The sequence below is a fragment of the Rhodococcus aerolatus genome, assembly GCF_054783215.1.
Map to the genome: position 1 here is coordinate 57,928 of NZ_BAAGQZ010000052.1, position 17,666 is coordinate 75,593.

At 74.8% G+C, this 17,666-nt stretch carries 17 protein-coding genes; 10 read left to right on the forward strand and 7 right to left on the reverse strand.

All coding sequences use genetic code 11. The annotated features are described in order from the left end of the window. The first annotated feature begins 101 nt into the window (after positions 1 to 101). From ACYVOF_RS19195 to ACYVOF_RS19210, 4 genes are all read left to right on the forward strand, one after another. Entirely contained in the window at positions 102 to 1,607 is a 1,506-nt protein-coding gene (locus tag ACYVOF_RS19195) for an FAD-linked oxidase C-terminal domain-containing protein (RefSeq protein ID WP_460869364.1), read from the forward strand. Continuing rightward, positions 1,607 to 2,887, forward strand: a complete 1,281-nt coding sequence (locus ACYVOF_RS19200) for an FAD-binding oxidoreductase (protein WP_460869365.1) — start codon at positions 1,607 to 1,609, stop codon at positions 2,885 to 2,887. Before ACYVOF_RS19195 ends, ACYVOF_RS19200 begins: the two co-directional genes overlap by 1 nt. Next, positions 2,884 to 4,242: a glycolate oxidase subunit GlcF gene (gene glcF, locus ACYVOF_RS19205; RefSeq protein ID WP_460869368.1), complete on the forward strand. Its 1,359-nt coding sequence runs from the start codon at positions 2,884 to 2,886 to the stop codon at positions 4,240 to 4,242. Before ACYVOF_RS19200 ends, glcF begins: the two co-directional genes overlap by 4 nt. Positions 4,243 to 4,330: 88 nt before the next feature. Then, positions 4,331 to 6,121 carry an L-lactate permease gene (locus ACYVOF_RS19210; RefSeq protein ID WP_460869370.1) on the forward strand — a complete coding sequence of 597 codons (1,791 nt, stop codon included), beginning with the start codon at positions 4,331 to 4,333 and terminating at the stop codon, positions 6,119 to 6,121. An 83-nt stretch (positions 6,122 to 6,204) separates the two neighbouring features. Here the strand turns inward: ACYVOF_RS19210 and ACYVOF_RS19215 are convergent, their stop codons facing one another. Together ACYVOF_RS19215 and ACYVOF_RS19220 are read right to left on the reverse strand one after the other, a co-directional pair. Next, entirely contained in the window at positions 6,205 to 6,951 is a 747-nt protein-coding gene (locus ACYVOF_RS19215; RefSeq protein WP_460869372.1) for an IclR family transcriptional regulator, read from the reverse strand. Positions 6,952 to 6,988: 37 nt separating this feature from the next. Then, complete coding sequence (locus ACYVOF_RS19220; RefSeq protein ID WP_460869373.1) at positions 6,989 to 7,354, reverse strand: VOC family protein; 366 nt, start codon at positions 7,352 to 7,354, stop codon at positions 6,989 to 6,991. Between the two features lie 57 nt (positions 7,355 to 7,411). Here ACYVOF_RS19220 and ACYVOF_RS19225 point away from each other — a divergent pair, with 57 nt between their 5' ends. Then, positions 7,412 to 7,867 (forward strand): MarR family winged helix-turn-helix transcriptional regulator, encoded by a 456-nt coding sequence (locus tag ACYVOF_RS19225; protein WP_460869375.1) that lies wholly within the window; start codon positions 7,412 to 7,414, stop codon positions 7,865 to 7,867. Positions 7,868 to 7,870: 3 nt separating this feature from the next. Here ACYVOF_RS19225 and miaA read toward each other — a convergent pair whose 3' ends face one another. Further along, positions 7,871 to 8,791, reverse strand: coding sequence for a tRNA (adenosine(37)-N6)-dimethylallyltransferase MiaA (miaA, locus tag ACYVOF_RS19230; protein ID WP_460869377.1), 921 nt, complete (start codon positions 8,789 to 8,791; stop codon positions 7,871 to 7,873). Between the two features lie 226 nt (positions 8,792 to 9,017). On the opposite strand from miaA, the gene ACYVOF_RS19235 reads away from it, so the two are divergent. Then, complete coding sequence (locus tag ACYVOF_RS19235) at positions 9,018 to 10,478, forward strand: DUF349 domain-containing protein (protein WP_460869379.1); 1,461 nt, start codon at positions 9,018 to 9,020, stop codon at positions 10,476 to 10,478. A 20-nt stretch (positions 10,479 to 10,498) separates the two neighbouring features. Here the strand turns inward: ACYVOF_RS19235 and ACYVOF_RS19240 are convergent, their stop codons facing one another. From ACYVOF_RS19240 to miaB, 3 genes are read right to left on the reverse strand one after another with little or no spacing between them, the layout of a single operon-like run. Continuing rightward, a complete protein-coding gene (locus tag ACYVOF_RS19240) occupies positions 10,499 to 11,218 on the reverse strand; it encodes an ABC transporter (protein ID WP_460869381.1) in 720 nt (239 codons plus the stop codon). Between the two features lie 53 nt (positions 11,219 to 11,271). Then, positions 11,272 to 11,841: an Rv2732c family membrane protein gene (locus ACYVOF_RS19245; RefSeq protein ID WP_460869383.1), complete on the reverse strand. Its 570-nt coding sequence runs from the start codon at positions 11,839 to 11,841 to the stop codon at positions 11,272 to 11,274. Next, complete coding sequence (gene miaB, locus ACYVOF_RS19250) at positions 11,838 to 13,334, reverse strand: tRNA (N6-isopentenyl adenosine(37)-C2)-methylthiotransferase MiaB (RefSeq protein WP_460869385.1); 1,497 nt, start codon at positions 13,332 to 13,334, stop codon at positions 11,838 to 11,840. The genes ACYVOF_RS19245 and miaB overlap by 4 nt, the downstream gene beginning before the upstream one ends. 136 nt (positions 13,335 to 13,470) lie before the next feature. On the opposite strand from miaB, the gene ACYVOF_RS19255 reads away from it, so the two are divergent. The 4 genes from ACYVOF_RS19255 to ACYVOF_RS19270 all read left to right on the forward strand — a co-directional run bounded on the left by ACYVOF_RS19255 (position 13,471) and on the right by ACYVOF_RS19270 (position 16,950). Next, positions 13,471 to 14,250, forward strand: a complete 780-nt coding sequence (locus tag ACYVOF_RS19255) for an amino acid ABC transporter ATP-binding protein (protein ID WP_460869387.1) — start codon at positions 13,471 to 13,473, stop codon at positions 14,248 to 14,250. A gap of 107 nt (positions 14,251 to 14,357) precedes the next feature. Continuing rightward, positions 14,358 to 15,254 (forward strand): glutamate ABC transporter substrate-binding protein, encoded by an 897-nt coding sequence (locus ACYVOF_RS19260; protein WP_460869389.1) that lies wholly within the window; start codon positions 14,358 to 14,360, stop codon positions 15,252 to 15,254. A gap of 83 nt (positions 15,255 to 15,337) precedes the next feature. Next, positions 15,338 to 15,988, forward strand: coding sequence for an amino acid ABC transporter permease (locus ACYVOF_RS19265; RefSeq protein ID WP_460869391.1), 651 nt, complete (start codon positions 15,338 to 15,340; stop codon positions 15,986 to 15,988). 98 nt (positions 15,989 to 16,086) lie between these two features. Next, on the forward strand, positions 16,087 to 16,950 hold the full coding sequence (locus tag ACYVOF_RS19270) for an amino acid ABC transporter permease (RefSeq protein WP_460869440.1): 864 nt from the start codon (positions 16,087 to 16,089) through the stop codon (positions 16,948 to 16,950). Between the two features lie 86 nt (positions 16,951 to 17,036). Here ACYVOF_RS19270 and ACYVOF_RS19275 read toward each other — a convergent pair whose 3' ends face one another. Beyond that, complete coding sequence (locus ACYVOF_RS19275) at positions 17,037 to 17,663, reverse strand: regulatory protein RecX (RefSeq protein ID WP_460869393.1); 627 nt, start codon at positions 17,661 to 17,663, stop codon at positions 17,037 to 17,039. Positions 17,664 to 17,666 lie beyond the last annotated feature (3 nt).

Sequence of the window (17,666 nt, forward strand, 5' to 3'; positions counted from 1 at the left end):
CAGACCGAGTACCGTTTCCGCCGGACAGACTTGATGTTTCGAGATGTGGAATTCGCTCCACGTCCGACCGCCCTGCCGGCCGCACCGACCCGGAGACCACAATGGACAGTGCAGTCCTGACCAGCCCGAGCGAGACCACCGCGGCCCCGGCCGACCCGGCCGCGCTCGCCGCCCGCTTCCGCGAGCAGCTCCCGGAGAAGGCGGTCATCACCGACCCCACCCGGCTGCGCACCTACGAGTGCGACGGGCTGGCCCACTTCCGGGTCACCCCCGCCGTCGTGGTGCTGCCGCAGAGCACCGAGCAGGTGCAGCACTGCGTGCGGGTGTGCCACGCCGCCGGCGTGCCGTTCGTCGCCCGCGGCTCCGGCACGGGGCTCTCCGGTGGGGCGCTGCCGCACGCCGACGGCGTCCTCATCGTCACCTCCCAGCTGCGCCGCATCCTCGAGATCGACGTCGAGAACGAGCTCGCCGTGGTCGAGCCGGGCGTCATCAACCTCGACGTCACCAAGGCCACCACGCCCCAGGGCTGGTACTTCGCGCCCGACCCGTCGAGCCAGCAGGTGTGCTCGGTGGGCGGCAACGTCGCCGAGAACTCCGGCGGGGCGCACTGCCTGAAGTACGGCTTCACCACCAACCACGTGCTCGGCGTCGAGGTCGTCACCCCCGACGGGGAGCTCGTCACCTTCGGCGGCCGCAGCCGCGACACCCCGGGCTACGACCTGCTCGGGGCCTTCGTCGGCAGCGAGGGCACGCTCGGCATCACCACCAAGGTGGTCGTCCGGCTGCTGCGCAAGCCGCAGGCCGTGCAGACGCTCCTCGCCGGCTTCGGCTCGACCGACGCGGCCGGGGCCGCCGTCTCCGCCATCATCTCCGCGGGCGTGGTGCCCGCCGCGATCGAGCTGATGGACGCCCTCGCCATCGAGGCCGCCGAGGCCGCGACGCACTGCGGCTACCCCGACGGCGCGGGCGCGGTGCTCATCGTCGAGCTCGACGGGCCCGAGGCCGAGGTGGAGCAGACCTTCGCCCAGGTCCAGCAGCTCTGCCGCGACAACGGCTCCTTCGAGATCCGAGTCGCCGCCGACGACACCGAGCGCGCCCTCATCTGGCGGGGCCGCAAGTCCGCGTTCGCCGCCGTCGGGCGAATCAGCCCCGACTACATCGTCCAGGACGGCGTCATCCCCCGGACGAAGCTGGCCGAGGTGCTCAGCGACATGGCCGACCTCGCCGCCGAGGCCGGCGTCCGGGTGGCCAACGTCTTCCACGCCGGCGACGGCAACCTGCACCCGCTGGTGCTCTTCGACGACGGCAACCCGGGCGAGGCCGAGCGGGCCGAGGAGGTATCCGGCGGCATCCTCGACCTGTGCCTGGGCCACGGCGGCTCCATCACCGGCGAGCACGGGGTGGGCTCGGACAAGGCCAAGCACATGCCCAAGATGTTCACCGCGGACGACCTCGACACCATGCAGCGGGTGCGCTGCGCGTTCGACCCGGCGGGCCTGTCCAACCCCGGCAAGGTCTTCCCCACCCCGCGGCTGTGCGGCGAGGTGCCGGGGCGCAAGAAGGAGGCCCACCCGCTGGTGCAGGCCGGGCTGGCGGACAGCTTCTGATGAGCGCCCCCACCGACACCCTCACCGCCCACCTCGCCGGGGTCGTGGGCGAGGACCACCTGCGCACCGACGACGGTGGCACCACCGTGCACCCGGGCAGCGCCGAGGAGGTCGGCGCGGTGCTCCGCGCGGCCACCGCGGCCCGCGCCACGGTGCTGCCCGTCGGCGCGGGCACCACCGTGGACTGGCTGCCCGGCGACGCCGACGTCCGGCTCTCGACGAGCCGGCTCGACCGGGTCCTCGAGCACTCCGCGGGCGACCTCGTCGTGCAGGTCGAGGCGGGCGCCACGCTGGAGAGCGTGCAGGCCGCGCTGGCCGACTCCGGGCAGCAGCTGGCGCTGGACTGCCCCGTGCCCGGGGCCACCATCGGGGGCATCGTCGCCGCCGACCTCTCCGGGCCCCGCCGCTACCTCTACGGCACGGTGCGCGACCTGCTCATCGGCACGACCTCCGTGCGGGGCGACGGCGTGCTCGCCCACTCCGGCGGCAAGGTCGTCAAGAACGTCGCCGGCTACGACCTGGGCAAGCTCTACACCGGCTCCCGGGGCACCCTCGGGGTGCTCACCGCGTGCTGGTTCCGGCTGCACCCGCTGCCCGAGGCCACCCGGTGGGTCCTGGCCGAGCTGGCCGGCACCGCCGAGGCGGCCGCGGCCGTGGCCGCCGTCCGGTCCTCCCAGGTCACCCCCACCGCCATCGAGGTCTCCCGCGCCGCGGGCAGCAGCGCGGTCGTGGTCGGGGTCGCCCTGGAGGGCGTGGCCGGCGGGGTCGGACCCCGCGCCGACACCGTCGCCGAGCTGCTGGGCGGCGCCACCGGCGGCCGCGCGAGCGTCCACGAGCAGGCCCCCGAGGGCTGGGGCGCGCTGCCCGGCGAGGACGTGCTCGTCAAGGTCGCGGTGCAGCCCACCGGGGTGCCCGCCGTGCTCGACGCCCTGGCCGGGACCCTCGCCGACCACACCGTCGGGGGGTCTGCCGGGGTGGGGGTGCTGCACGTCGGGTGCGCCGCCGCCGACGCCCCCACCGTGCTCGCCGCCGCCCGGCGCGCCGCCACCGAGCACCACGGCAGCGCCGTGGTGCTGCGCAGCCCCGCCGAGGTCGACGCCCTCGACGTCTGGGGCCCGCAGCAGGGACCCCTGGTGACCCTGCTGGGCCGGCTCAAGGACGAGTTCGACCTCGGCCACGTGCTGGCCCCCGGCCGTGCCCTGTCCGACGTGCCCCGCACCACCCCGACCCCCGGGGACGCGCCGCGCCCCGTCGACGACCGCCCTGGAGAGACCCGATGAGCGAGACCCACCTCGGCCTGCCCGCCGTGGGCTACGAGCCCACCGCCAACCACGAGACGGCCTTCGACGAGCACCACCCGCCGTCGGACGAGCTGATCGACGACTGCGTGCACTGCGGCTTCTGCCTGCCCAGCTGCCCCACCTACGCCCTGTGGGGCGAGGAGATGGACTCGCCGCGCGGGCGGATCCACCTCATGAAGACCGGGCTCGAGGGCGAGCCGATGACCGACACCATGGCCGGGCACTTCGACGCCTGCCTCGGCTGCATGGCGTGCGTCAGCTCGTGCCCGTCCGGGGTGCAGTACGACAAGCTCATCGGCGCGGTGCGCCCGCAGGTGGAGCGCCACCACGACCGGCCGCGCTCGGAGAAGCTGCTGCGGGAGAGCATCTTCCGGCTCTTCCCCTACCCGCGGCGGCTGCGCGCGCTGCGCGGCCCGCTGCGCGCCTACCAGGCCACGGGCCTGTCGAGCCTCGTGCGCCGCTCCGGGGTGCTCGACAAGCTGCCGGCGAGCCTGAAGGTGATGGAGTCGCTGGCCCCGCCGCTGTCCAAGGCCGAGGTGGTGCCCGAGCGCACGCCCGCGCAGGGCCCGCGCCGCGCCGTGGTCGGCATGCTGACCGGCTGCGTGCAGAGCGTGTTCTTCCCCGGGGTCAACGCCGCCACCGCGCGGGTGCTGGCTGCCGAGGGCTGCGACGTCATCACCCCGAAGGCGCAGGGGTGCTGCGGCGCGCTGAGCGAGCACATGGGCCGCGAGGAGGAGGGGCTGGCCTTCGCCCGCGCCCTCATCGACTCCTTCGAGGCCGCCGGGGTGGAGCACGTGGTGGTCAACGCCGCCGGCTGCGGCTCCCAGATGAAGGACTACGCGCACCTGCTGCGCGACGACCCGGCCTACGCCGAGCGGGCGCAGGCCTTCAGCGCCCAGGTCCGCGACGTCTCGGAGATCCTGGCCGAGCTGGGCACCGTCGCCCCGCGCCACCGCCTCGACGTCACCGTCGCCTACCACGACGCCTGCCACCTCGGGCACGCCCAGGGCATCCGCGACCAGCCCCGGGCCCTGCTCCGCGAGATCCCCGGCCTCGAGCTGCGCGAGATCGCCGACGCCGCGCTGTGCTGCGGCTCCGCCGGCGTCTACAACATCCTGAACCCGGAACCGGCCACCGAGCTCGGCGACCGCAAGGCCGCCAACGTCCTCGACACCGGCGCCGAGCTGCTCGTCACCGCCAACCCCGGGTGCCTGATGCAGATCGCGACCTCGATCGAGCGGGGCGGCGGCCGGATCGGCATCGCCCACACCGTCGAGGTGCTCGACGCCGCCATCCGCGGCACCGCCGTCCCTGGGAGCCTGCCCCGCTCCTGAGGGCCCCCGCCCCACCCGGGCACCCCTGCTCCACCCGCCACTCCCCCGAGAACGCCCACCGGTCGACGTCGCCCGAGGAGAAGAACCCGTGTACCAGCAAGTGCTCGCCCACTTCGGTGGGAACCTGGGGCTGACGGCGCTCGTCGCCGCCGTGCCCCTGGTCGTCCTGTTCGTCCTGCTCGGCGTGCTGCGGATGACCGCGTGGAAGGCCTCGCTCATCGCGCTGGTCATCGCGCTCGTCATCGCCGTCGGCGTCTACTCCATGCCGATCGGCCAGGCTTTGCTCTCCGGCAGCCTCGGGGCGGTGTTCGGGTTCTTCCCGATCCTCTGGATCGTGCTCAACGCGATCTGGATCTACAACATGACCGTCGAGACCGGGCACTTCGACGTGCTGCAGCGGTCCTTCTCCCGCGTCAGCGACGACCAGCGCATCCAGGCCGTCATCATCGCCTTCTGCTTCGGCGCCCTGCTCGAGGCGCTGGCCGGCTTCGGCACCCCGGTCGCGATCACCAGCGTCATGCTGCTGGCGCTGGGGCTGAACCCGCTGCGGGCCGCCGTGGTCGCGCTCGTCGCCAACACCGCGCCGGTCGCGTTCGGCGCCCTGGCCGCGCCCATCACGGCGCTGTCCACCGCCAGCAACCTCTCCGTGGCCGACCTCGGGGCCATGACCGGCCGGCAGACCCCGCTGCTCGCGGTGTTCGTGCCCCTGGTGCTGGTCTTCCTGGTCGACGGCAAGCGCGGCATCCGCCAGACCCTGCCCGCGACCATCACCGCCGGGCTCTCCTTCGCCGTGGCGCAGTACGTGGCGGCGAACTTCCTGTCCGTGCCGCTGACCGACATCGTGGCCTCGCTGGTCTCGGCCGCCGCGGTCGTCGCGCTGCTGCGCGTCTGGTCGCCCAAGCACCCCTACACCGTGGAGCACGCCCGTGAGGCGGCCGAGCGGGAGGACGCCATGGCGGGGGGCGGCCGCTCCGGCACCGCCGCCGCCGCGACGGGCGCCGGCACCGGGGCAGCCGCCTCGGCGTCGACCGGCACCGGTGGTCGGGGTGGCACGGGCTCGGGCGGCTCGGGCTCGGGCGGCAGCACCGCCGCCGGCTCGTCCGGGGACACCCCGCACCGCCGGGACTCCGGCGCCGAGGTGTTCCGCGCCTACGCGCCGTACCTCATCATCATCGTGGTCTTCAGCCTGGCCCAGGTGCCCGCCATCAAGAAGGCGCTGGACTCGGTGACCCAGAAGTTCGCGTGGCCGGGGCTGAACCTGCTCAACCCCGCGGGCAAGCCGCTCTCGCTGGTCAACTTCACCTTCAACTGGCTGGGTGCGGCCGGCACGCTCCTGCTCATCTCCGGGCTGATCGCGATCCCCGTGCTCGGCATCAACCCGGCCCGGGCGGCGGCGCGCTACGTCTCCACCTACGTCCAGCTGTGGCGGGCCATCGTCACCGTCATGGCCGTCCTCGCGCTGGCCTACGTCATGAACGCCTCCGGCCAGACGGCCACCCTGGGTGAGTTCATCGCCGGGGCGGGCGGGCTGTTCGCGCTCATCTCGCCGATCCTGGGCTGGCTCGGCGTCGCGGTCACCGGCTCGGACACCTCGGCGAACGCCCTGTTCGGCGCCCTGCAGGTGTCGGCGGCGAACAAGGTGGGCATCGAGCCCGTGCTCGCCGCCGCGGCCAACGGCTCCGGCGGCGTGCTGGGCAAGATGATCTCCCCGCAGAACCTGGCGATCGCCGCGGGCGCCGTCGGCCTGGCGGGCCGGGAGGGCGACATCTTCCGCAAGGTGATCGGCTGGAGCCTCGGGTTCCTCGTCGTCATGTGCGTGCTGGTGTACCTGCAGTCCACCCCGGTGCTGAGCTGGATGGTCGTCACCGTCGCCGGCTGACCGCCGCACGCGCCGCACGCAGGCCCCCCGGACCCCGACCCCACGGTCGGGAGGACGGGGGCCTGTGTGCTGCCGGGGTGGTCCTAGAGCTGCAGGTCGCGGGCGGCCGCCTGCATCACCGGCACCACCCGGGCCAGCGCCTCGGGGGTGAAGCGGGCGTCGGGGCCGGACACCGAGATCGCCACCCGCGTGGGGTCGGCGGCCACCGGCACGGCCACGCACCGCACCCCGAGCTCCTGCTCGGCCTCGTCGCTGGCCCACCCCCGGCGCCGCACCACGTCGAGGTGGGCCAGCAGCGCGTCGGGGTCGGTGATGGTGTGCGGGGTGCGGGCCGGCATGCCCGCACGATCCAGCAGCGCCCGCACCCGGTCCTCGGGCAGCTGGGAGAGCAGGGCCTTGCCGACCGCCGTGCAGTGCGCGTGCACCCGGCGGCCGACCTCGGTGAACATCCGCATCGAGTGCTTGGACGGGACCTGGGCGAGGTAGACCACGCGGTCGTCCTCGAGCACCGCCATGTTCGCGGTCTCGCCCGTCAGCTCGACCAGGGAGGCCAGCGCGGGGCGCACCGAGCTGCCCAGCAGCCGGCTCGCGGCGTCGCCGAGGCGCACGAGGCGGGGGCCGAGCACGTAGGCCCGGGAGGGCTCCTGCCGCAGGTACCCGCCGGCGACCAGGGTGCGCACCAGCCGGTGCGTGGTGGGCGCGGGCAGGCCGGAGACGGTGGCGAGCTCGCTCAGCGTCGCGCGGCCCCCCGCGTCGGCGATGTGCTCGAGCAGGGCGAAGGACCGGTCGACGGACTGCACCCCGCCCCCCGCCCGCGCCTCCTCGCTCACCTGCGCAGCGTAGCCACCGCCCGGCGGCGGGACCGGCTCACGCGGCGTCGTGGACGGTGATGGCGTAGCCGTCGGGGTCGCGCAGGACGAAGGTGGTGCCGAACGGTCCGGGGAACGGCGCGGTGAGGATCTCGACGCCCGCCTCGACGAGCCCGGCGTGCACGGCGGCGGCGTCGTCGGCCCCCAGCCACAGCGCCACCCCCGCCCCGGGGGTGCCCGCGTCGAGGTCCACCCCCGGCGCGACCTCCCGCACGCCGAACGGCACCGGGGTGGTGGTGAAGACGACCGCCCCGGGGGGCGCCTGCGGCGCGCGCTGCAGGCCCAGCCGGTCGGTGTAGAACGTCGCGGCGCGCTCGAGGTCGCGCACCTGCAGGGCGATGAAGTCGGGTCCGGTCACGGGCACGAGGTCCTCCTGGTGAGTCAATGTCCTGACACCGGAAGTATGTGTCAGGATATTGACATGGCGCAACCCCCGGACCCGGCGGAGCTCGACCTCGATGCCTCCGTCGCGCTGGCCGTGAAGCGGGCGCAGGCGGCCGTCCGCGCCGCGATGGAGGAGGTGCTGCGCCCGCTGGGCACGACGGTCGCGCAGTACGCGTGCCTGGCCCAGCTCGAGCGCCGGCCGCACACGGCGGCTGAGCTCGCCCGCACCACCTTCGTCACGCGGCAATCCTCGGCGGTGCTGCTGCGCGGCCTCGCCGACGCGGGCCTCGTGGCCGACGCCCCCGGGCCGGTGCGGGGGCGCGCCCTGCCGGTGGTGCTCACCCCAGCGGGACGGGCGCTGCTGACCGACGCGAGCGCCGCGGTGGCCCGGGTCGAGGGGCGCATGGTGGCAGGCCTGGCCCCGGACCGGCGGCGCGCGCTGCTGGCCGACCTCGACGCGTGCGTCCGCGCGCTGGCCGAGCCGGCCGGCTGAGGGCTACGCCGAGGGGGGCGGCTCACGCTCGACGAGGGCCAGCGCGTCGTCGAGCAGGCCGGGCTCCGCCGCGTCGAGCCAGTGCACCCGGTGGTCGCGGCGGAACCAGGAGCGCTGCCGCCGGACGTAGCGCCGCGTGCCGGCCGCGGTGGCCCGCTGCGCCTCGGCCAGGTCGGTCGCGCCGCCGAGCGCGTCGAGCACCTGGGCGTAGCCGAGCGCGCGGCGCGCGGTGACCCCCTCGGCCAGGCCGCGCTGGCGCAGCCCCTCGACCTCCTCGACCAGGCCGTCGCGGAACATCGCCGCCGTCCGCAGCTCGATGCGGGTGTCGAGCTCGATGGTGGCGCGGTCGAGGCCGAGCAGCACGGTGCCCCACCGCGGCGCGCCGACCGCCGGTGCGGACGCGGCGTAGGGCTGCCCGGTCAGCTCGACGACCTCCAGCGCGCGCACCACCCGGCGGGTGTCGGCCACACCGATGTGCCGGGCCGCGGCCGGGTCCGCCGCCGCCAGCCGGCGGTGCATCTCCGCGGGCCCGGCCTCGGCGAGCTCACCCTCGAGCCGGGCCCGCACGTCCGCGTCGGTCGCGGGGAAGCGCAGCCCGTCGACGAGCGCCTGGATGTAGAGCCCCGACCCGCCGACCAGCACCGGCGTGCGGCCCCGCGCCAGCACCGCCTCGACGTCCGTGGAGGCCTCCGCCTGGAAGCGGGCCACCGTGGCGGTCTCGGTGACGTCGTAGACGTCGAGCTGGTGGTGCACGACGCCGCGGCGGTGCTCCGGCGCCAGCTTCGCGGTGCCGATGTCCATGCCGCGGTAGCACTGCATCGCGTCGACGTTGACGACCTCGCCGTCGAGCCGCTCCGCCAGCGCGAGACCCAGCTCGGACTTGCCGGTCGCCGTGGGGCCCACGACGGCCACCGGACGCCTCACGGGCCCACCCGCACGCAGGACCCGACGAGCACGTGCACGGGCCGCTACGGTAGCCGACCCCGCGGCGCACCACCCCGCGCGACGTTCTCCACCGGGCCCGTGACCTGCTTGACTGGGTGCTCCCCGACCGGGGTGAATGACGACCGGCCCCCCGGGGCCGGGACGGGGCGGCCCGCCGGGACCGCACGCGAGTGGCAGCCGTGACGCGCGGCAGGGACGAGGGACCATGACCGAGACCAGCGACCAGCAGCCCGACGACACCACCGGGGCCGCGTCGACGACGCCGGGTGCCGCCGGCGACCCGGGCCCCACCCAGGACACGGCAGCGCCGGACACGGCAGGGCAGGACAAGGCAGCGCCGACCGCCCCCCGTCCCGGCCCGCGACCGGGACCCCGACCGGGACCCCGTCCCGCCGCGGCCGCCCCGGCGCCCAGCGCCGCCGCACCGCCCAAGGCCCCGGCCGCCCCGGCCTCCGACCCCTCCCGCTGGGGCCGGGTCGACGAGCAGGGCGGGGTGTGGCTGCGCACCGCCGACGGCGAGCGCCAGGTCGGCTCCTGGCAGGCCGGTGAGCCCGCCGAGGGGCTGGCGCACTTCGGTCGCCGCTTCGACGACCTCGCCACCGAGGTGGGACTGCTCGAGCGCCGGCTCCGCTCCGGGGCGGGTGACGCAAGGGCCACCCGCTCGGCGGCCCGCAGCCTGCTCGAGTCCCTGCCCACCGCGGCCGTCGTCGGTGACGTCGACTCGCTCGGGGCCCGCCTGCAGGCCGTGCTCGCCGAGGCCGAGGTCGCCGTCGAGCGGGGGCGCGCGGAGAAGGACGCCGCCCGCGCCGCCCTGGCCGCCCGCAAGGAGGCACTGGCCGCGGAGGCGGAGCAGATCGCCGCCGAGGCCACCCAGTGGAAGTCCGCCGGGGACCGGCTGCGCGAGATCCTCGAGGAGTGGAAGACCATCCGCGGCCTGGACCGCAAGGTCGACGACGCGCTGTGGAAGCGCTACTCCCGGGCGCGGGAGGACTTCACCCGCCGCCGCGGGGCGCACTTCGCCGAGCTCGACCGCGACCGGGCGGGCGCGCGCTCGCGCAAGGAGGAGCTGGTCACCGCGGCCGAGGCCCTGGTGTCCTCGACCGAGTGGGGCCCCACCGCGGGACGGTTCCGCGAGCTCATGGCGGAGTGGAAGGCCACCGGCCGCGCCCCCCGGGACGCCGACGAGGCGCTGTGGACCCGGTTCAAGACCGCCCAGGACACGTTCTTCGCCGCCCGCAACGCGGCCGCGTCGGAGCGCGACGCCGAGTTCACCGCGAACGCGGTGGCCAAGGAGGCGCTGCTCGTCGAGGCGGAGCGCATCGACCCCGCCGCAGACCTCGAGGCCGCCCGGGCCGCGGTCCGCTCGGTCGCCGAGCGCTGGGACGCCATCGGCAAGGTCCCGCGGGAGCGGATGGCCGAGCTCGACGGCCGGATGCGGGCCGTGGAGGCGCGGGTCCGCGAGGCCGTGGACGCGCAGTGGCGGCGCTCGGACCCCGAGGCGCTCGCCCGCGCGGCGCAGTTCTCCGACCGGGTCGCCCAGCTCGAGGAGCAGGCCGCGAAGGCCCGTGCCGCGGGCGACGAGCGGCGGGCCGCGCAGGCCGAGGCGCAGGCCGCGCAGTGGCGCGAGTGGGCCGCCGCGGCCGAGGACGCCGTCCAGGGCCGCTGAGGACGGCCCGGTCCCCGGGCTCAGGCCTCGATGGACCGGCTGCGCCGACCGCCGGGCAGCCGGCTCACCAGGTGGCTCAGCGGCACCACCGCGTCGTTGAGCCCGACCACGGACTCGTGCAGGTGCGAGAGGGTGTCGCCGAGCTGCAGCAGCTGGTCGAGGGTGCCGCCCTCGTCGGTGAGCTTCTCGACGAAGCCGCCGTCGGCCAGCAGCGTCTCGGCCAGGCCCTCCTCCTGCAGGAGGACCTCGAGGATGCCGCCCTCCATGGTGACCCGGTCCAGCGCCCCGCCGGGCGCCAGCAACCGGTCCAGCGGGCCCTGCGAGCCGAGCAGCTGCTCCAGGGGCCCGTCCGCCGCCAGCAGCTGCTCCACGGGGCCGTCGGCGGCGAGCAGCCGCTCCAGCGCGCCGTCCTCGGCGACGGCGCGGTCGAGCGGGCCGCCCGGGGCCAGCAGGCGGTCCAGCGACCCGCCCGGGGCCAGGGCGCGGCCCAGCGGGTGCTCGACGGAGGTCAGCTCGGCCAGCGAGGCCAGGGTCGCCAGCGGGCCGCGGGGGTCGGTGAGCACCGCGGTCAGCTGCTCGAGCAGCCCGCCCTCGCCGATGAGCACCTCCACGCGCTCCCCCAGCCCACCCGGGCGGCGCACCGGACCGTCGGGGGCCGCGAGGCGCCCCACGGCGAGGGTGACGTCGACGGCGGCGACCCCCACCCGGACGGGCATCGTCGCCAGGCGCAGCAGGTTCACGCCGCGACCCTAGCCGGGGTGACGCACGGTGGCGCGGGGCTCGCGGGGCGCGCTCAGCGCAGCCGCGGGAGGCCTCTTGGGTCGGGCCGGGTGACCACCGCGGCCGGGCTCCACACCAGGCGCACCCAGGTCACGGTGAGCACCAGCACCGCCAGCCAGCCCAGCAGCAGGCCGGGTCCCGGGCCCGCGTGGTCGGCGCCCAGGGTGGTCGTCTGCCGCGACCAGATGGCCAGCACCCCGAGCACCACGGTCACGGCGCACCCCGCGGTGGCGAGCCAGGCGACCGCCCAGCGCCGCGTGAGCACGGCGGCCACCGACAGCAGCACCCCGGCCCCGAGCGCGAACCCGACGAACAGCTGCGACGGCACACCGATGCCCTCCGACGCGGCGTCGGGGTCCCGGAGCAGGACGTCCCACCCCGAGGCGGCCCCGGAGTGCGGCAGCACCATCGAGGCGATGAGCACGAGCACCGCGACCCCGACCACCAGGCCGCGGCCGCCGGGCTCGAGGCTGCGCGCCACCCGGCGCTGGGCCTCGGCCAGGTCGCTGCCGTAGCCGGCCAGGTCGTCCTCCGACCCACCGGTCCCGGCCCGGTCGCCGGCCCGGTCGTCGGGGGCGCTCACCGGGAGCACCCCGCCGTGACGGGGGCCGCCGCGGGTGGTGCGCCGATGCCGGGCAGGCCCAGGCCGGTCCCGGGGGTGCGGGGGCGGGTGCCCGCCGCGTGGGCGTCCCCGGCCCGGGTGCGGCGGTGCGAGAGCACGGGGGCGTCGGCCACCAGGTGGTGCGGGGCGGCAGCGGTGACCACGGTGCGGGCGACGTCGCCGGGGCGCAGCGCCGGGTCCGCGGCGAGGTGCACGAGCCGGCCGTCGCGGGCCCGGCCGCTGAGCCGGCCCGTGGCCGCGTCCTTGCGCCCGTGGCCCGCGGTGAGCAGGACCTCGACCTCGGTGCCCACCAGGGCGCGGTTGCCGGCCAGCGACACCTCCTCCTGCAGCGCGGTCAGCCGGCCGTAGCGCTCGCGCACCACCTCGGGGGGCACCTGGTCGGGCAGCGCGGCCGCCGGCGTGCCGGGCCGCGGCGAGTACTGGAAGGTGAAGGCGCTGGCGAACCGCGACCGCTCGACCACGTCGAGGGTGGCGGCGAAGTCCGCCTCGGTCTCACCGGGGAAGCCGACGATGACGTCGGTGGTGATCGCGGCGTCGGGGATCGCGGCCCGCACCCGGTCGAGGATGCCGAGGTAGCGCTCGCTGCGGTAGGAGCGGCGCATCCGCCGCAGCACGTCGTCGGAGCCGGACTGCAGCGGCATGTGCAGCGTCGGCATGACGTTCGGGGTCTCCGCCATCGCGGCCACGACGTCGTCGGTGAAGTCGCGGGGGTGCGGGGAGGTGAAGCGGACGCGCTCGAGCCCCTCGACCCGGCCGCAGGCCCGCAGCAGGTCGGCGAACGCGCCCCGGTCGCCGAAGGACGCGCCGTAGGAGTTGACGTTCTGCCCGAGCAGCGTCACCTCGAGCACCCCGTCGGCGACCAGCGCCTCGACCTCGGCGAGCACGTCGGCGGGCGTGCGGTCGACCTCGGTGCCGCGCAGCGACGGGACGATGCAGAACGTGCAGGTGTTGTTGCAGCCCACCGAGATCGACACCCAGGCCGAGTACGCGGAGTCGCGCCGGGCGGGCAGCGAGGACGGGAACACCTCGAGCGCGTCGAGGATCTCGACCTGCGCCGCGTCGTTGTGCCGCGCGCGCTCCAGCAGGGTCGGCAGGGACCCGATGTTGTGGGTGCCGAAGACGACGTCGACCCAGGGGGCACGCTCGACGATGCGCTCGCGGTCCTTCTGCCCCAGGCAGCCGCCGACGGCGATCTGCATGCCGGGGTCGGCCTGCTTCGCGGGCCGCAGCTGGCCGAGGTTGCCGTAGAGCTTGTTGTCGGCGTTCTCGCGGACGGCGCAGGTGTTGAGCACGACCACGTCGGCTGCGGCGCCGGGGTCCGCGGCGACGTAGCCGGCGGCCTCGAGCATGCCGGCGAGGCGCTCGGAGTCGTGCACGTTCATCTGGCAGCCGTAGGTGCGGACCGAGTAGGTCCGGCCGTCGCGGTCCGGGGCGGTCTGGGTCGCTGCAGTCATGGCCCCACCAGGGTACGGCGGGGCCCTCACGGGGGCCGCCGGGCCGTCGCGGTGGGCCCCGGCCCCCGGTAACAACCCCGTTGCGACGCACCGAACCGGCTCACCCGACGATCACTGGGTAGTAGTTTGCCGACCCATGACCACCACCTCGACGTCGCCGCAGGACGCGGGCGGGCGCACGACCCCGCTGGTCGTCCTCGACGGCGTCCAGAAGCACTTCGGCGACCTCCACGTGCTCAAGGACATCAACCTCACCGTGCACTCCGGCGAGGTCGTCGTGGTCATCGGCCCGTCCGGCTCGGGCAAGTCGACCCTGTGCCGCACGATCAACCGCCTCGAGACGATCGACGGCGGCAGCATCAGCGTCGACGGCAAGCCCCTGCCCGAGGAGGGCAAGCAGCTCGCCGAGCTGCGCTCCGAGGTCGGCATGGTGTTCCAGTCGTTCAACCTCTTCGCCCACAAGTCGATCCTCGACAACGTCATGCTCGGCCCGGTCAAGGTCCGCAAGAAGGACAAGGCGCAGGCGCGCACCCGGGCGATGGAGCTGCTGGAGCGGGTCGGCATCTCCGCGCAGGCCGACAAGATGCCCGCCCAGCTCTCCGGCGGGCAGCAGCAGCGCGTCGCCATCGCCCGGGCGCTGGCCATGGACCCCAAGGTCATCCTCTTCGACGAGCCGACCTCGGCGCTGGACCCCGAGATGATCAACGAGGTCCTCGACGTCATGACCCAGCTCGCCAAGGAGGGCATGACCATGGTCGTCGTCACCCACGAGATGGGCTTCGCCAAGCGCGCCGCGGACCGGGTCGTGTTCATGGACGCCGGCCAGATCGTCGAGGAGGCCACGCCCTCGGAGTTCTTCACCAACCCGCGCAGCGACCGGGCCAAGGACTTCCTGTCCAAGATCCTGGCGCACTGAGCGCACCCCCAGCCACCCCGCGCCCGACGCGCGGACCAGTCCCCCGGCAGCCACCCGCTGCCGGACCCAGCGCCCGAGACCTGCGGGCGGACCAGGAGGAGCACCACGTGAACCGACGAACCCTGCGGATGGCGGCCGGCGCGGCCGCGCTCGCCCTGGGCCTGACGGCCTGCGGCGGGAGCAGCAGCAGCAGCGACACCCCCGAGGTCTCCGTCGCGCAGAGCCCCCAGTTCGAGGCGGGCACGACGATGGCCACCCTCAGCCAGGCCGGGACGGTCAAGGTCGGCATCAAGTTCGACCAGCCCGGCTTCGGGCTGCGCGGCCTCTCGGGCGACTACGAGGGCTTCGACGTCGAGATCGCCAAGATCATCGCCGGTGGCCTCGGCATCAGCCCCGACAAGATCCAGTTCTCGGAGGCCACCTCGGCCGTCCGCGAGCAGGTCATCGAGAACGGCCAGGTCGACATGGTCGTGGCCACCTACACGATCAACGACAAGCGCAAGCAGCGGATCTCGTTCGCCGGGCCGTACTACACGGCGGGCCAGCAGATCATGGTCAAGAGCGACAACTCTGCGATCACCGGTCCGGACTCGCTCAAGTCCAACCCCGACCAGAAGGTCTGCTCGGTCACCGGGTCCACCCCGAGCGAGCAGATCAAGCCCTACCTGGCCGACCCGAGCCAGCTGGTGCTGTTCGACCAGTACTCGCAGTGCGCGGACGCCCTCGGCAACGGCCAGGTGCAGGCCGTGACCACCGACAACGTCATCCTGCTGGGCTTCGTCTCGAAGTCCAACGGCGACTACAAGCTGGTCGGCCAGCAGTTCACCGACGAGCCCTACGGCATCGGCATCAAGAAGGGCGACACGGCGTTCTGCGGCTTCATCAACGAGCAGCTGACGAAGGCCTCGCAGGACGGCACCTACACCAAGGCGTGGGAGTCCACGGCCGGCACGGTCGAGGGTGCGCAGACCCCGACCCTGCCCGCGCTCGACACCTGCAGCTAGCCCGTCCGTCCACGGCGCCGCGGGGCTGACCCGCGGCGCCGTGGCGCCGGCCGCGGCCGGCGCCCCGAGCAGGAAGCGGTGCCATGAGCCCCGTCCTCGACAACATCGGCCTGTACGCCTCGGGCTTCCGCACCTCGCTCGTCATCTGCCTGATCGCGATGGTCGGCTCGCTGGTGCTGGGCACCCTGCTGGCCGCGTTCCGGGTCTCCCCCGTGCCCACCCTGCGGTGGTTCGGCGGGGCGTACGTGACCGTCGTGCGCAACACCCCGCTGACGGTGGTGCTGTTCTTCCTCGCGTTCGGCCTGCCCGAGCTCGGCATCAACCGGTCGTTCTTCTTCTTCGGCGTCACCGGGCTGGTCCTGTACACCTCGGCGTTCGTCTGCGAGGCGGTGCGCTCGGGCGTGAACTCCGTCGCCGCGGGGCAGGCCGAGGCGGCCCGCTCCATCGGGCTGAACTTCACCCAGTCGCTGACCACGATCGTGCTGCCGCAGGCCCTGCGCACCGTGGTGCCGCCGCTGGGCAGCGTCATCATCGCCATGTTCAAGAACTCGGCCGTCGTCGGCGCGTTCGGCGTGGGCGCCGACCTCTACAGCGTGGGCAAGCAGCTCTCCAGCGCCCAGGGCCAGCCGGCCCTGCCGGTCTACATCGGCTCGGCCATCGGCTACCTCCTGATCACCCTGACCGCCGGCCTGCTGCTGACGGTCATCGAGCGCAAGGTGGCGATCGCACGATGAGCACCACGACGAGCACCCCGGCCGGGGAGCCGGCCGGCGCCACCGCGGCGCCCAAGGCCGGCGGGCGGAAGAGCCGGGCCGGCTCGCAGGGGGCGTCGGTGCTGTTCGACGCCCCCGGGCCCGCCGCCCGCCGCCGCGCGGTCGTCTTCAGCGTCATCGGGGCGCTGCTGGTGCTGGCGCTGCTCGCGGTGGCCGCGCTCCGGTTGGTCGACCGCGGGCAGTTCGACTACAAGGTCTGGGCACCGCTGGTCGACCCGGGCAACAAGAACTTCCAGCAGGTCTGGCAGCTGATCGGCGAAGGACTGCTCAACACGTTGCGGGCCGCCGTGCTGGCGATCGCGCTCTCGCTGGTCATCGGCACCATCATCGCCGTGCTGCGGCTGTCGCTGGGCAAGATCGGCCGCGTCCCCGTCGTCGGGCTCATCGAGCTGCTGCGCGGGCTGCCGGTGGTCATCACGATCCTGCTGGTCTACACCGTGGTCACGTCGTACAACGTCGACATCAGCTTCCTGCCGGGCGGTCGCGACCTGTGGATCCTGGTCATCGGCCTCACCCTCTACAACTGCGTGATCATCGCCGAGATCGTCCGCGCCGGCGTCGCCTCGCTGCCCAAGGGCCAGCGGGAGGCCGGGCTGGCGGTCGGCCTGACCAACCAGCAGGCCCTGCGGTCGATCCTGCTGCCGCAGGCGTTCCGGGTCATGCTGCCGTCGCTGATCAGCCAGCTCATCGTGGTGCTCAAGGACACCTCGCTCATCGCCCTCATCGGCGGGTACATCGAGCTGCTCAAGCAGGGTCAGCTGCTCATCCAGAACCTGAGCAACCCCATCCAGGTGTACTTCGTCATCGCGGTGATCTACATCGTCATCAACTACGCCCTCGGCAAGGTCGCCGAGCTGGTGCAGCGCCGCACCTCCCGCGGCACCGCGAGCGGGGCCACCGCGGCGGCGGCCGACCCGGTCTGACGGGGCGCACCCCCGGGGGCCGTCCTGTCCGGACACGGTGGCCCCCCAACACGGTGCCCCGAGTCGGAAGGCCCGCCGCGCCTCGCTCAGGACGAGCCCAGGGCGTCCGGGTCGTGGTCCTCCCCCACGGCAGCGACGTCGAGGTCGTCCTGCTCGTCCAGCGCCTGCTCGTCCAGCGCCTGCTCGTCCAGCGCCTCGGCCACCACCGCGAGGGCCAGCGACGTCGGGTAGCCGCGTCGGGCGAGCTGACCCACCAGCCGACGCACCACGGCGGCGCGGCCGGCACGGTCGGTGGGCACCGGGGCCCGCCGGGCCCCCCGGCGGGCGAGCTCGAGGGCGCGCTCCCGCTCGGACTCGTCGTCCACCTGCTCCAGCGCGACGTCGACGTGCTCGGGGTCGACCCCCTTCTGGCCCAGCTCCCGGGCCAGCACCCGACGGCTCCGCCCGGCACCGCCCCCGTGACGGGACCGCACCCACTGCGCGGCGAAGGCCGCGTCGTCGACCAGACCGGCCTCGGTGAGCCGGTCGAGCACCCCGTCGACGACGCCGGCCTCGTGGCCGGCGTCGACGAGGCGTCGATGCAGCTCGGAGCGGGACCGGGGACGCGAGGCCAGGGCCCGCAGGCACGCCTCGCGGGCCGCCTCACGCTGGTCCGCCGCCGGCAGCGCCGCGAGCTCCTCGTCGCGGCGCCGACCGCGCTGGACCGGTCTCACCCC

Coding starts and splice junctions, on each gene's coding strand:
- ACYVOF_RS19225 (WP_460869375.1), top strand. CDS start 7,412: ATGGCGCAACCCCCGGACCCGGCGGAGCTCGACCTCGATGCCTCCGTC.
- ACYVOF_RS19255 (WP_460869387.1), top strand. CDS start 13,471: ATGACCACCACCTCGACGTCGCCGCAGGACGCGGGCGGGCGCACGACC.
- ACYVOF_RS19265 (WP_460869391.1), top strand. CDS start 15,338: ATGAGCCCCGTCCTCGACAACATCGGCCTGTACGCCTCGGGCTTCCGC.
- ACYVOF_RS19195 (WP_460869364.1), top strand. CDS start 102: ATGGACAGTGCAGTCCTGACCAGCCCGAGCGAGACCACCGCGGCCCCG.
- ACYVOF_RS19200 (WP_460869365.1), top strand. CDS start 1,607: ATGAGCGCCCCCACCGACACCCTCACCGCCCACCTCGCCGGGGTCGTG.
- ACYVOF_RS19235 (WP_460869379.1), top strand. CDS start 9,018: ATGACCGAGACCAGCGACCAGCAGCCCGACGACACCACCGGGGCCGCG.
- miaB (WP_460869385.1), bottom strand. CDS start 13,334: ATGACTGCAGCGACCCAGACCGCCCCGGACCGCGACGGCCGGACCTAC.
- glcF (WP_460869368.1), top strand. CDS start 2,884: ATGAGCGAGACCCACCTCGGCCTGCCCGCCGTGGGCTACGAGCCCACC.